The organism is Dokdonella sp. (assembly GCF_017744955.1).
Lineage (GTDB): Bacteria > Pseudomonadota > Gammaproteobacteria > Xanthomonadales > Rhodanobacteraceae > Dokdonella_A.
The window spans coordinates 118,555-130,446 of sequence record NZ_JAGIAG010000004.1 but is presented as its reverse complement, the minus strand read 5'-3'; the positions used below and the strand labels follow the sequence as shown (position 1 = coordinate 130,446).

Below are 11,892 nucleotides of genomic sequence, written 5' to 3'. Positions count from 1 at the left end.
GGAGCGAGGCGAGCGGAAGAGGAATCCAGTTGCGGGTTCGCCGCGGCGCGTTCAAGGGACGGGCTCGACGACGGCGCGGCCGCGCGACAGATCGCGCAGGAACGTGCCGAGCCTGTCGGCCTGCTCGCGCGGCAATTCCAGTTCGAGTTCGACGCCGTCGGCGGAGGCGTGTTCGCTGCGCTTGCCCGCTTCGAATTCGCGCAGGCGCGCGTGCAGGTTCGCCGCGGTGGCAAAATCGCAGCGCACGCGCAGCGTCACGTGCTGCACCAGCAGGCGTTTCCCGGCCAGGCGCAAGCACTCCGCCGCGCAGCCGCCGTAGGCGCGCACGAGTCCGCCCACGCCGAGCTTGACGCCGCCGAACCAGCGCGTGACCACCACCGCGACGCGATCCAATCCCTGCCCGTCGATCGCGGCGAGGATCGGCCGGCCGGCGCTGCCGCCGGGTTCGCCGTCGTCGTTGAAGCGGTAGTTCGTGCCGATGCGGTAGGCCCAGCAGTTGTGCGTCGCCTCGCGCACGCCGACGCGCGCGAAGAAGGCAAGTGCGGCCTCGGCGTCGTCGACCGGCGCGGCCTGCGCGAGGAAGCGGCTCTTCTTGATCTCCTGTTGCAGGCTCGCGAGGTCGGCCAGGGTGGTGATCGGTGGGCTCATACGGCGGCGCTAGGGGCCTTCGTCGTCGGATGCGCGCGTCGCGTGCAGCCAGCCGACGATCTGCGAAAGCAGCATCAGGCTGCCGGCGCCGATCCACCACCAGCCGACGGTTTCGCGCGGACGCATGAAGTGGTCCCAGTACGCCGAGAACGCGCCGGCCAGCAGGATCAGCGTACCGATCGCGACGACCAGCACGAAGAGCACCATCCGCAGCCAGGAGGAATCCCGGATCAGCAAGGTCGCCCAGCTGCCGAAGACCAGCAATCCGAACAGCGCCAGCGGCGGCGAGGTCGCGGCTGCCGCATCGAGCGGGGCTGCGTCCTCGATGCGCGGCGTCGGCGCGTCGAACATCGTGAAGCCGGCGACGCAGGCGAGGACCAGACCGATCAGCAGGAACAGCATGCCGCGCATCGGGCGTTCCTCTTCAGCGGTCCAGCGCGCGCAGTTCGTCCGGCAACTGCCAGTCCGGATGGGCGCGGCGGAACAGTTGCAGGCTCTTGATCGCCTGCTGGCGGCGGCCCTGCTTGACCAATTGCTGGATGCGCGCGAGCCAGAGTTCCGGTGCGAGCTGCATATCGCGGCGCAGCTCCGCCGAACTCGACAGCGCCGGGGTACCGGTGGCGCGCTCGCGCTTCGGCACCGTTTCGGCGGCCTGCTTCGATAGAGCGGCGGATTCCCCGGCGGATGCCGCGGTGGAATCGGCGGCGCCGAACGCCTCGCGCTTCTCCGCCTCGGCGGCAGGGGCCGGCGCGCTTTGCAGCATCGGCTGCGGTTCCGGCGCCGCGACGGGGGCTGCTGGCGGAGCGGCCGGCGCTGGAGCCGGAGCGCGGCGCTGAGAGGGAGCGGCTTTCTCGACGGCTGGCTTGGCGGCGTGCGTCTCGGTCTCGGCGGCGACGTTCGCCGACGCGGGGGCTGCCGCCGGCGCCTCGGCGGCAGGCGCGCTCGCGGCGTCGGCCGCAGGCTTGGATTCGTGTCGGCGCGCCGGCGCCTCGATCGGCTTCACCGGCACGTAGCTCGGCGTGCCGTGCACGGCTTCGGGACTCTGCTGGCGCAGAGCCTCGTGGCCGACGTGCCAGGCGACGCCGGCGGCGAGGACCAGGCCGGCGGCGGAGCCGAAGCCGACCAGCCAGCGCTGCCGCCGCGGGCGCGTGCCGTGCACCGCCCGCGCGGCTTCGGCGAGCACGCTGCGGTCGAGCCGCCGCGGCGGTTCCGCGCGCGGCAGGCGCCGGTACAGCGCACCGAACTCGCCGCCGTCGTCGGCGAGCAGGCGCTCCAGATCCTGGTCGGGCCGGCGCGGCGTGTTCATGTCGCGAATCTCGCGCGGATGCGCGCCAGCGCGTAGCGCAGGCGCGACTTCACGGTCTCGCGGCCGGCGCCGGTGATTTCGCCGATCTCCTCCAGGCCCAGGCCGCCTTCGATGCGCAGCAGGAACGCGAGGCGCTGTTCCTCCGGCAGTTCCTCCAGCGCGAGCTGCAGGCGGCGGCGCTGCTCGAACTCGCTGAGCGCGCGTTCGGGCTGTTCCGATTCGGGTGCGTCGAGCGTACGCAGCACGGCCTCGGTCTCGTCCGCCGAGGCCTGCGGACGCTGGCGTCGGAAGCGGTCGATGACGAGGTTGTGCGCGATCTGCAGCAGCCAGGTGGTGAATTTCGCTTCGGGGCGGTAGCGCTCGCGCGCGGCGATCAGACGGCTCCAGGTTTCCTGGAACAGTTCGTCGGCATCGGCGCGCTGACGCAGGTGACGCAGCAGGAAGCGGTACAACATGCCGCGGTGGCGCCGGTAGAGCATCTCGAAAGCGAGCAGGTCGCCTCCGGCGTAAGCGAGCATCAGTTCCTCGTCGGTCTTCTCGGCCCCCATCCCAAAAGGTTAAGCGAAACGCTCGGTCAGCGTCATCCGTGGCAAGGGGCATCCGCATGAAACGCACGCGGCGCGGCGCCGGGGTTGGCGCAGGGGAGGGCCGATCGGCACGGTTGTCCTCGTGGCCGCGCTCGGCGAAGATGCCGCCGCCGCCCGAGTGGTGAAACAGGTAGACACAAGGGACTTAAAATCCCTCGGCCGCAAGGTCATGCCGGTTCGAGTCCGGCCTCGGGCACCAAGTGCGATCCGCGCGAGCGATCTCTCTCGGCTCGTTTTCTCTCGGCTCGTTCTCTCGGCTCGATGCGCCGCCGCCTCTCGCACGGCCTTTGACTCGCCCAGTTCGCCTGCGTACGCTGCGCGTTCGCCATGCGCATCACGTTCGAACTCGAGCCCGCCGACATCGAGCGCTTCCACGCGGCGCTGGTGCGCTCGCGGAGCACCGCGCGCTGCGCGGACGAACTCGACGTCATCGACGCGGCGAAGTACGCGCTCGACAACCTGAACCTCGGCGCGGCGCCGGCATACGTGCGCAAGCGATTGTTCGAAGTGCAGAAGCTGATCGCGATGCTCGAGGACGAGGCCTGGGCCCTGCCCGATCCCGAGCGGGCGGACGTGATCGAGACCTTGATCTACTTCAGCGATCCTGACGACCTGATTCCGGACGAGATCGAAGTGATCGGCCTGCTCGACGACGCGATCATGCTGGAGCTTCTGCTGCGCCGCCTGCGTCACGTGCGCAAGGCCTATGCGGACTTCTGCGCGCAGCGCGCCGCGCTCGGCAGCATCGCGGCGGATGCGCAGGAGCGGCAGCGCATCGCACGCGAGCTGGCCGCGCGACGCGCGGCACTGCAGATGCGCATGCGCCGCGCGCGCCTGCGCGACGAGGCGCGCCGCGCCGCGGCGGTCACGGCGAGCGGCTGACGGCGGCGCCTGGCGGTCGCCGCGCGACGATCACGAAACTGTTGAACGGCGTGCTGCCCCACAGCGGGCGCACGTCGGGTTCGAGCCCGGCCGCGCGCAGCGGCGTCTCGATTTCCCCGCGTTCCGGGTAGTGCACGGCGGGCGAGCGCATCCAGCGCGAGGCGTACAGGAAATATTCTTCCCAGACGGTGAGGCGGAAACGCCAGCCGCGTTCGCGCAACACGTTGCGCAGGATCAACGCCGCGCCGGGTGCGACGCGCGCGGCGGCGTCGCGCAGCAGGCGCTGCTGCGCGGCGGCGGGCAGGTAGTGCAGCACGTCGAGCAGGGCGACGTGGCCGCTGAACGGCGGCAGCTCGCCGGCGTCGCCGTCGTCGAAGGCGAGATCCAGGCTGTGGCGCGCCGAGATCGCGCGCGCGATGGCGATCTTCTCCCCGTCGAAATCGATGCCGCGGTAGCCCGCAGCGAAGCCGCTCTCGCGCAGATAGAAGCCGAGCAGGCCGAGGCCGCAGCCGATGTCGAGCAGCGGCGAGGCGTCCTCGGCGACGACCGCGGCGACGGCCGCGTAGGCGGGATCGAAGCGCAGCTTGCTGCGCACGTAGTCGCGATGCCATCGACGCGGGAAGCGGTCGGCGATGCGCCGGGCGACGGCACGGGGTTGCTGCTCTGGCATCGGCACGGCGGCGGCAAGGCGACCGGGCGCCGCCGCTGCGAGCATAGCGGACTTGCCGCCGATATGACGGGCGGCACGCAGCCTGCTATGCTCGCGCGCTTTTCTTTTTGCGGAGCCCTGTGGTGAAAGTCGAAGCGAACAAGGTCGTCTCGTTCCATTACACCGTCAGCGACGGAAGCGACGCCCCGGTCGATTCCTCGCGCGAACGTGGCGAACCGCTGGCCGTGCTGATCGGAGCGCAGAACATCATTCCGGGACTGGAGTCGGCCATGCTCGGCCGCGAGGTCGGCGAGAGCTTCCAAGTCGAAGTCGCGCCCGGCGAAGCGTACGGCGAGCGCCGCGCGGATTTCGTCCAGCGCGTGCCGAAGAAGTACTTCCAGCAGCCCGAAACGCTGCGTCCGGGCATGAGCACGGTGTTGCAGACCAAGGAAAGCGGCCCGCGCATGGTCGTCGTGCTGAAGGTCGGCTCCAGCGTCATCGACGTCGACCTGAACCATCCGCTGGCCGGCAAGACGCTGGCGTTCGACGTCGAGATCACCGACATCCGCGACGCCTCGCCGGAAGAGATCGCGCACCGCCACGTGCACGGCACCGGCGGCCACGAGCACTGAGTTCGCGCGATCCCGTCCGGGATCGCTGCGTCGCCGTTGTCCCGCTCGAATCACCCGGTAGCCGGAGGCGGCTGCGGATCGTCGATCCGCGGCCGCGCTCCGCATTGCCCGGGGCGGTCGTTCGCGCTCGCCGAGCCCGGCAGATACCGTCCGTGACCGCTTCGGCGGACCGCGCGCTTCATTCCAGCGCGCGCTTGCCGTAGACGAAGTGCTCGCGCCACCAGGCGCCGTCGAGGCTGTCCAGCCGCACGGTGCCGCCGCGGTTCGGCGCGTGCACGAAGCGGCGTTCGCCGACGTAGATGCCGACGTGGCTGACCGTGCGGCTTTCGGCGAAGAAGACCAGATCGCCCGCCTGCAATGCGTCGACCGCGAGCTTGCGCTTGCCGATCTCGCTCATCTGCATCGAGGTGCGCGGCAGGCCGACGCCGGCCGCGTCGCGGAAGACGTAGCCGACCAGGCCGCTGCAATCGAAACCACCGTCGGGCGTGTTGCCGCCGTAGCGATACGGCGTGCCGACGAGCGCGATGGCGCGGAACAGCACCGCGTTGGCCGCGTCGGCGCGCGGCGTGCCGGCGACCAGCGGCGGTTCGGCGCGGCGCGGTGTGCTGCCGCAGGCGGCGAGCAGTAAGGTCAGGACGGCAAGGGCGGCGAGACGCAGGACGGAGGCGGTCACCCGGCTACGTTGGCCGAGGCCGCGCCGCGCTGTCAATGCGCCGCGAGACGGTTCCGCTCAGGCGGTTCCGCCACAAAGTGTCAATTTTGGTCGCATCGGTACGACGGTGTCGGCCGGCGGCAGGACGACCAGCGCATGCAGTTCCTCGACCGTGCGCTCGAACTGCGCCAGGCGTTCGTTCGCCGCCTCGGCGACCGCCGAGGGCACCCGGGCCTGGTCGAGCAGGGCGCGCACCAGATCGCGCTGCGGGGCGCCGAAATCCGGATCCTGCAGGGCTTCGTCGAGCGCGCAGATCAGCGCCGCCAACCAGCCGGCGCCGGGAGCACGCAACGCCAACAGCAGTTCGTTCGTCGAGACCTTCATCGCAGCGCCTTTGGGGTTCGGATGCGCAAAAGGCTGCAGGTTTGGTGCCAACTGCCGGGCCGGCTGCCGCGGCCGGCGTGGCGAGCACGAACGCGCCTGATACCGGCGGCCCCATGCATCGCGGCGACGTGTCGCTGCCGCCGCGGGCCGCCGGTCGATTCGCATTCGCCGCGGGCATTGCAGTCGTCGGTCTGCTCTCGATGACGACGTGTGTTGCCGCCGATGACATCGGCATCGTCGTCGGTGCGGAGAGTGGATCGTGCTCCGACGGAGGTCCGTCGACGCGTCGGGTCCGCGCGAACGCACCGGCGGTGCGGATTCGCACGGCGGTCGGCCGGCGCGACCGCATACAATGCCGCGATGAGCAAAGAGCGAACGGATGTGCTGATCCTCGGCGGCGGCGTGATCGGCCTGGCTTGCGCGCATTACCTGCTCGCCGCCGGGCGCAGCGTGACGGTGCTGGAACAGGGCCGTGTCGGCGGCGGCAGCTCGCACGGCAACTGCGGCACGCTGACGCCGAGCCACGCCGCGCCGCTGGCGCAGCCGGGCATGATCGGCACCGCGTTGCGCTGGCTGCTGAAACCGGACGCGCCGCTGCGCATCAAGCCACGCTTCGATCCGGCGCTGCTGCGCTGGCTGCTCGGTTTCGCCGCGCATTGCAACGCGCGCGACTGCGCGCGGGCCACCGCGGCGAAGGCGCCGCTGCTGTCGCGCTCGCGCGAATGGATCGAGGCGCTGGTGCGCGAGCAGGGTCTGGACTGCGAATTCGAAGCGCTGGGCACGTTGTACGCATTCCGCGACGCGGCGCATTTCGAGGAAGTGCGGCAGCAGATGGCGCACCTGGCCGACTACGGCATCGACGTCGAGGCGATCGACGAGGCCGAAGCGCTCCGCCGCGAGCCGGCGCTGAAGCCCGGTCTCGCCGGGGCGCTGTTCAATCCCGGCGACGCGCAGCTGCGGCCGGATCGCTACGTCGCCGAACTGGCGCGCATCGTGCGCGCGCACGGCGGCGCGATCGAGGAGGGCGTGCGCATCGAGGGCTTCGTGCGCGAAGGCGGCCGCGTGACCGAGGTCGCGACGTCGAACGGCGCGTACCGGGGCCGCGACGTCGTGTTCGCGCTCGGCGCATGGTCGCCGGCGCTCGCGCGGCAGCTCGGTCTGCGCCTGCCGATCCAGCCGGGCAAGGGCTACTCGATCACCTACTCGCGACCGCAGCGCTGCCCGCGCATTCCGCTGACGCTGAAGGAGCGCAGCGTCTGCGTGACGGCCTGGGGCTCGGGCTACCGGCTCGGCAGCACGATGGAATTCGCCGGCTACGACACTAGCCTGAATCGCACGCGCCTCGACGCGCTGCGGCGCGGCGCGGCCGAATACCTGTACGAGCCGGAGGGACCGTCGGTGGTCGAGGAATGGTACGGCTGGCGGCCGATGACCCCCGACGATCTGCCGATACTCGGCCGCGCGGGGACTTGCGAGAATCTGCTGCTGGCCACCGGGCATGGCATGCTCGGCGTCAGCTTGTCGGCGGTGACCGGCGTGATCGTCAGCGAGATCGTCACCGGCGCCACGCCGTCGTTCGATCTCGCGCCGTTCGCACCGGCGCGGTTCGCCTGAATTTGCAAGACTGCGCAATCGCACGATCCGGATCCCGACTCGCAACGGGGGCCATACATCCGCCGCGATCGTGCGCGTCGAAGGAGATGGGAGAGTCCTCTTTCGACGCTCGGCTAGGGAGGAGGGAGTACATGTTGCATCGTCGTCTTCTGTTGGTTCTCGCGGTGGCGGGCTGTGCGATCGTTCCGGTGCGCGCGGACGAGGGGCGGAGCGAAACCGCGTCGGTCGCGTTCGAATGGGGCGTCAAGATTCCGCTGCGCGACGGCGTCGAGCTCAACGCGACCTTGTACAAGCCGCTCGGGCAGAGCCAGCCGCTGCCGTGCGTGTTCACGCTGACGCCGTACATCGCGCAGAGCTACCACGATCGCGGCATGTACTTCGGCGCCAACGGCTACGTCTTCCTCGGCGTCGACGTGCGCGGGCGCGGCAACTCGGCCGGCGAGTTCACGCCGCTGCTGCAGGAGGCGAAGGACGGTCACGACGTGGTCGAGTGGCTGGCCAGGCAGCCGTACTGCAACGGCAAGGTGACCATGTGGGGCGGTTCCTACGCCGGCTACAACCAATGGGCCAGCGCGAAGGAGTTTCCGCCGCACCTGGCGACGATCGTCCCGGTCGCCTCGCCCAAGCCCGGCGTCGACTATCCGATGTCGCACAACATGTTCTATTCCTACGACACGCAGTGGCTGACCCTGGTCAGCGGCCGCACCGGCCAGGAGAAGATCTTCGGCGACGGCGCGTTCTGGGGCACGCAGTTCCGCCGCTGGTACGAAGCGCAGGCACCGTTCAAGGAACTGGACCACTACGTCGGCAATCCCTCGCCGCACTTCCAGACCTGGATCGCGCATCCGATGCAGGACGCCTACTGGGACAGCTTCAGTCCGACGCGCGAGGAGTACGCCAAGCTCGCGCTGCCGATCCTGAGCATCTCCGGCCAGTACGACGGCGACCAGCCCGGCGCGCTCGCGTTCTATCGCGAGCACATGCAGTACGGCTCCGACGCGGCGAAGGCGACGCACTACCTGATCATCGGTCCCTGGGACCACGCCGGCACGCGCACGCCGAAGGCCGAGGTCGCCGGATTGAAGTTCGGCCAGGCGTCGCTGCTGGACATGAACGCGCTGCACAAGTCCTGGTACGACTGGACGATGAAGAACGGCGCCAGGCCCGAGTTCCTGAAGGACAAGGTCGCGTTCTACGTGACGGGCGAGGAAGCCTGGCGCTACGCGCCGACGCTGGACGCGGTGACCGCGCGGCACGAAGCCTGGAACCTCGACTCGGTCGCCTCGCGCGCCAACGACGTGTTCGCCTCCGGCGACCTGAAGCGCGACCGTCCGGGGCAGGGCAAGCCGGATCGCTACGTCTACGATCCGCTCGACACCCGCTCGGCGGAGTGGGAGATCGAGGAATACGAGAACGCGCTGACCGACCAGCGCGGCGTGATGCGCGCCGACGGCAAGGGATTGTTCTATCACACGCCGGCGTTCGCGGCGGACACCGACATCGCCGGATTCTTCAAGCTGTCGGCGTGGATCGAGCTCGACCAGCCGGACACCGACATCGCCGTGGCGGTGTACGAGGTGAAGGCCGACGGCAGCGTCGTCTTCCTCGCCAACGACGCGGTCCGCGCGCGCTACCGCAAGAGCTTGCGCGAAGCGACCCTGGTCAAGCCCGGCGCGATCGAGCGCTACGACTTCGACCGCTTCACCTTCGTCGCGCGGCGCATCGCCAAGGGCAGCCGCCTGCGCCTGGCGATCGGGCCGGTCAACTCGATGTACGCCGAGAAGAACTACAACGCCGGCGGCGTGGTCGCCGAGGAATCCGGCAAGGACGCGCGCCGGGTGACGGTCACGCTCCATCACGACGCCAATCGCCCGAGCGTGTTGTCGCTGCCGATCGCCGCGGCATCGTCGATCGCGTCGACGAAGAAGTAGCGCACGCCGTCGCCGGGCATCGCGCAGGCCGGCCTCGTTCGAGGCCGGCCCGGGTCATTCGACGTCCTGCGTCAGATCGACCGACAAGGCGAACGTGCGCAGTTCGCCCGGCCGCATCGCGCCGACGCCGATCAGCTTGCGTTCGATCTCCTCGCCGCGTTCGTTGCGGATCGACAGCACCATCGAATACTCGGAGAAGCCGCCGGCGCGCGGCTGCTCCAGCGTGCCCTCGACGCGCAGGGCGCACGACTTCCGACGCGTCGCCGCGCCGGACGCGCTGAAGCGAAGATGATGCTGGCACGACGGACAGACGTCGGCGCTGGCGAGGATCGTCGCCTTGCAGTGCGGGCAAACGCGCGTGACGCGCGCTCGATGCGCATTCACGATGCGGCGCCGTTCTCCGCGCCGTTGCGGCCGGCCTTCGACGCGGTCTTCTCGTCCCAGCCGAATTCGACCTGGCCGCGCATGCGCGAGCCGGCGGCGACGGTCAGCGAACCGGCCTTGAGGTCGCCGATGAGCACGCCGCTCTGCTGCAGCTCGACCTGCGCGGCCGCGTCGATGTTGCCTTCCAGTTCGCCGGCGAGGATGACCTTCTTCGCGCGCACGCCGCCGGCGACCTTGGCGTCGCGCTCGATGCTGAGATCGCCCTGCACGTTGACGTCGCCCTTGAAGCGCCCGGCGATGCGCACGTGGCCGCTGCCTTCGATCTTGCCCTCGATGGTGATGTCGGAGGCGATCAGCGACTCCTTCGCGTCGCTGCGTTCCGCGCGATAGGCGGGAGCGGGCACGTAGTCCACGGCGGGCATGGATTCCTTCGGCGCGACCGGCGTCGGCTCCGGTACGAACGTGGGCGTTTCTTTCTTCGCCGAGGGCTGCTGGTTGAAGATGGCCATGGTGGTGCGTACTCCGCTTCAGGGGGACGGGCAGGGTAGTCGCCAATCCGTTGCGCGGCCTGTGAACTTACTCACGATTCGCGCATCAAGTATTTGATGAATAACGAAATATTTGCACGGTTAACAAACGCCTCGAAGGCCGGCGAGAGGCCATTCGGATGCTGTTCGCGTGCCCGCGCCGAGCGTCGGCCGGGTTGACGGACCGTGCGCTTGCCGGATCGCGCGGGCGGGCCCGTAACGCAGGCGCGCCGGTCGTCAGCGAAACGATCGGATGGCTGCCGCGGTGCGGTACAGTCGGGCGATTCCTTCCGACGATCGCCAGGTCCGCGACGTGAACACACACTCCTTCGATTTGGTCGTCCTCGGTGCCGGTTCCGGCGGCATCGCCACCGCGGTGCGCGCGGCCAGGCACGGTGCGCGCGTGGTCGTGCTCGAACCCGGTGCGCTCGGCGGCACCTGCGTCAACGTCGGTTGCGTGCCGAAGAAGGCGATGTGGCTGGCGGCGGAACTCGCCGAGGCGCAGCAGCTCGCGCACGAGGTCGGTTTCTCCGTCGCGCCGGCCGCGTTGGACTGGAGCGAGTTCGTGTCCCGGCGCCAGCGCTACATCGGCGGCATCCACGCGAGCTATCGGCAGCGCTTCGCCGAGCTCGGCATCGAACTGGTCGCCGCGCGCGGCCACTTCGTCGCGCCTAACCGCGTCGCGGCCGGCGAGGACGAATTCGTCGCGCCGCACGTGCTGGTCGCGACCGGCGCGCGGCCGGTGCGGCCGTACGTGCCCGGCGCGGAACTGGGCATCGACTCGAACGGTTTCTTCGACTTGCGCGCCGTACCGCGTCGCGTCGCGATCGTCGGCGGCGGCTACATCGCGGTCGAATTCGCCGGCGTGCTGCAGGCGCTCGGCGCCGAGGCGCACGTGTTCGTGCGCGGACCGCGCCTGCTGCGCGACTTCGACGCCGAGACGATCCAGGTGCTCAGTGAGGCGATGCGCGCGCGCGGCGTCCGTCTGCATCTGCGCCGCGGCCTGGAAGCCGTGCGCCGCGAAAGCGACGGCTACGCGCTGGCGCTGGACGGCGAGGAAGTCATCGGCGGCTTCGACGAGCTGATCTGGGCGACGGGACGCGCGGCGAACTCGGGCGGCATCGGGCTGGCCGAGATCGGCGTGGAATTGGACGCGGACGGCCACGTCGTCGTCGACGACTGGCAGGACACGAAGGTCGCCGGCGTGCACGCGGTCGGCGACGTCACCGGCCGGCTCGACCTGACGCCGGTCGCGATCGCCGCCGGCCGCAAGCTGGCCGATCGCCTGTTCGGCGGCAAACCGGAAGCGCGGCTCGACTACGACAATGTGCCCACGGTGGTGTTCGCGCATCCGCCACTGGCGACGGTCGGCCTCGGCGAGGACGAGGCGCGCCGCCGCCACGGCGACACGGTACGCATCTACCGCGTGCGCTTCCGGCCGATGCTGAGCGCGCTGGCCGGGCGCGAGCACAAGACCTTCATGAAGCTGGTCTGCGCCGGTGAGGACCAGCGCGTGGTCGGCATCCACCTGGCCGGTCCGGGCGCCGACGAGATGCTGCAAGGCTTCGCGGTCGCGCTGAAGGCCGGCGCGCGCAAGGCGGATTTCGACGCGACCATGGCGATCCATCCGACCGCCGCCGAGGAACTGGTGCTGATGAGCGAGCCGGGCGAGGCGTTCGTCGGCGCGGCGGACTGA

At 70.1% G+C, this 11,892-nt stretch carries 13 protein-coding genes, 1 tRNA gene and 1 pseudogene; 6 read left to right on the top strand and 9 right to left on the bottom strand.

The window, feature by feature from the left end:
* Positions 1-51 precede the first annotated feature (51 nt).
* From J7520_RS11130 to J7520_RS11115, 4 genes are read right to left on the bottom strand one after another with little or no spacing between them, the layout of a single operon-like run.
* On the bottom strand, positions 52-648 hold the full coding sequence (locus tag J7520_RS11130) for a YigZ family protein (protein WP_291188099.1): 597 nt from the start codon (positions 646-648) through the stop codon (positions 52-54).
* A 9-nt stretch (positions 649-657) separates the two neighbouring features.
* Entirely contained in the window at positions 658-1,059 is a 402-nt protein-coding gene (locus J7520_RS11125) for a hypothetical protein (RefSeq protein ID WP_291188096.1), read from the bottom strand.
* Positions 1,060-1,072: 13 nt separating this feature from the next.
* Complete coding sequence (locus J7520_RS11120; protein WP_291188094.1) at positions 1,073-1,954, bottom strand: hypothetical protein; 882 nt, start codon at positions 1,952-1,954, stop codon at positions 1,073-1,075.
* Positions 1,951-2,502: an RNA polymerase sigma factor gene (locus J7520_RS11115; protein WP_291188092.1), complete on the bottom strand. Its 552-nt coding sequence runs from the start codon at positions 2,500-2,502 to the stop codon at positions 1,951-1,953. The genes J7520_RS11120 and J7520_RS11115 overlap by 4 nt, the downstream gene beginning before the upstream one ends.
* Before the next feature lie 151 nt (positions 2,503-2,653).
* Between J7520_RS11115 and J7520_RS11110 the strand changes: the two genes are divergently transcribed.
* Together J7520_RS11110 and J7520_RS11105 are read left to right on the top strand one after the other, a co-directional pair.
* A tRNA-Leu gene (locus J7520_RS11110) sits at positions 2,654-2,740 on the top strand.
* Positions 2,741-2,868: 128 nt separating this feature from the next.
* Complete coding sequence (locus tag J7520_RS11105) at positions 2,869-3,423, top strand: YkvA family protein (RefSeq protein ID WP_291188089.1); 555 nt, start codon at positions 2,869-2,871, stop codon at positions 3,421-3,423.
* Here the strand turns inward: J7520_RS11105 and J7520_RS11100 are convergent.
* Positions 3,407-4,093: a class I SAM-dependent methyltransferase gene (locus J7520_RS11100; RefSeq protein ID WP_291188087.1), complete on the bottom strand. Its 687-nt coding sequence runs from the start codon at positions 4,091-4,093 to the stop codon at positions 3,407-3,409. The two genes, J7520_RS11105 and J7520_RS11100, sit on opposite strands and share 17 nt — an antisense overlap.
* A gap of 122 nt (positions 4,094-4,215) precedes the next feature.
* Between J7520_RS11100 and J7520_RS11095 the strand changes: the two genes are divergently transcribed.
* On the top strand, positions 4,216-4,704 hold the full coding sequence (locus J7520_RS11095; protein ID WP_291188084.1) for a peptidylprolyl isomerase: 489 nt from the start codon (positions 4,216-4,218) through the stop codon (positions 4,702-4,704).
* A 178-nt stretch (positions 4,705-4,882) separates the two neighbouring features.
* On the opposite strand, the gene J7520_RS11090 is transcribed toward J7520_RS11095, so the two are convergent.
* Positions 4,883-5,377: a C40 family peptidase gene (locus tag J7520_RS11090; protein ID WP_291188081.1), complete on the bottom strand. Its 495-nt coding sequence runs from the start codon at positions 5,375-5,377 to the stop codon at positions 4,883-4,885.
* A gap of 57 nt (positions 5,378-5,434) precedes the next feature.
* Positions 5,435-5,740: a hypothetical protein gene (locus J7520_RS11085; RefSeq protein ID WP_291188078.1), complete on the bottom strand. Its 306-nt coding sequence runs from the start codon at positions 5,738-5,740 to the stop codon at positions 5,435-5,437.
* 360 nt (positions 5,741-6,100) lie between these two features.
* Here J7520_RS11085 and J7520_RS11080 point away from each other — a divergent pair, with 360 nt between their 5' ends.
* Both J7520_RS11080 and J7520_RS11075 read left to right on the top strand, forming a co-directional pair.
* Positions 6,101-7,354 (top strand): FAD-dependent oxidoreductase, encoded by a 1,254-nt coding sequence (locus J7520_RS11080; RefSeq protein ID WP_291188075.1) that lies wholly within the window; start codon positions 6,101-6,103, stop codon positions 7,352-7,354.
* A gap of 131 nt (positions 7,355-7,485) precedes the next feature.
* Entirely contained in the window at positions 7,486-9,285 is a 1,800-nt protein-coding gene (locus tag J7520_RS11075; RefSeq protein WP_291188072.1) for a CocE/NonD family hydrolase, read from the top strand.
* Between the two features lie 54 nt (positions 9,286-9,339).
* On the opposite strand, the gene J7520_RS11070 is transcribed toward J7520_RS11075, so the two are convergent.
* On the bottom strand, positions 9,340-9,669 hold the full coding sequence (locus tag J7520_RS11070) for a hypothetical protein (protein ID WP_291188068.1): 330 nt from the start codon (positions 9,667-9,669) through the stop codon (positions 9,340-9,342).
* Positions 9,670-9,725: 56 nt separating this feature from the next.
* A pseudogene (locus J7520_RS19915) lies at positions 9,726-10,043 on the bottom strand (polymer-forming cytoskeletal protein); the annotation flags it as partial.
* 466 nt (positions 10,044-10,509) lie between these two features.
* Here J7520_RS19915 and gorA point away from each other — a divergent pair.
* A complete protein-coding gene (gorA, locus tag J7520_RS11060) occupies positions 10,510-11,892 on the top strand; it encodes a glutathione-disulfide reductase (protein WP_291188062.1) in 1,383 nt (460 codons plus the stop codon).

Coding starts and splice junctions, on each gene's coding strand:
- J7520_RS11100 (WP_291188087.1), bottom strand. CDS start 4,093: ATGCCAGAGCAGCAACCCCGTGCCGTCGCCCGGCGCATCGCCGACCGC.
- J7520_RS11085 (WP_291188078.1), bottom strand. CDS start 5,740: ATGAAGGTCTCGACGAACGAACTGCTGTTGGCGTTGCGTGCTCCCGGC.
- J7520_RS11130 (WP_291188099.1), bottom strand. CDS start 648: ATGAGCCCACCGATCACCACCCTGGCCGACCTCGCGAGCCTGCAACAG.
- J7520_RS11080 (WP_291188075.1), top strand. CDS start 6,101: ATGAGCAAAGAGCGAACGGATGTGCTGATCCTCGGCGGCGGCGTGATC.
- J7520_RS11105 (WP_291188089.1), top strand. CDS start 2,869: ATGCGCATCACGTTCGAACTCGAGCCCGCCGACATCGAGCGCTTCCAC.
- J7520_RS11075 (WP_291188072.1), top strand. CDS start 7,486: ATGTTGCATCGTCGTCTTCTGTTGGTTCTCGCGGTGGCGGGCTGTGCG.
- J7520_RS11120 (WP_291188094.1), bottom strand. CDS start 1,954: ATGAACACGCCGCGCCGGCCCGACCAGGATCTGGAGCGCCTGCTCGCC.
- J7520_RS11115 (WP_291188092.1), bottom strand. CDS start 2,502: ATGGGGGCCGAGAAGACCGACGAGGAACTGATGCTCGCTTACGCCGGA.
- J7520_RS11125 (WP_291188096.1), bottom strand. CDS start 1,059: ATGCGCGGCATGCTGTTCCTGCTGATCGGTCTGGTCCTCGCCTGCGTC.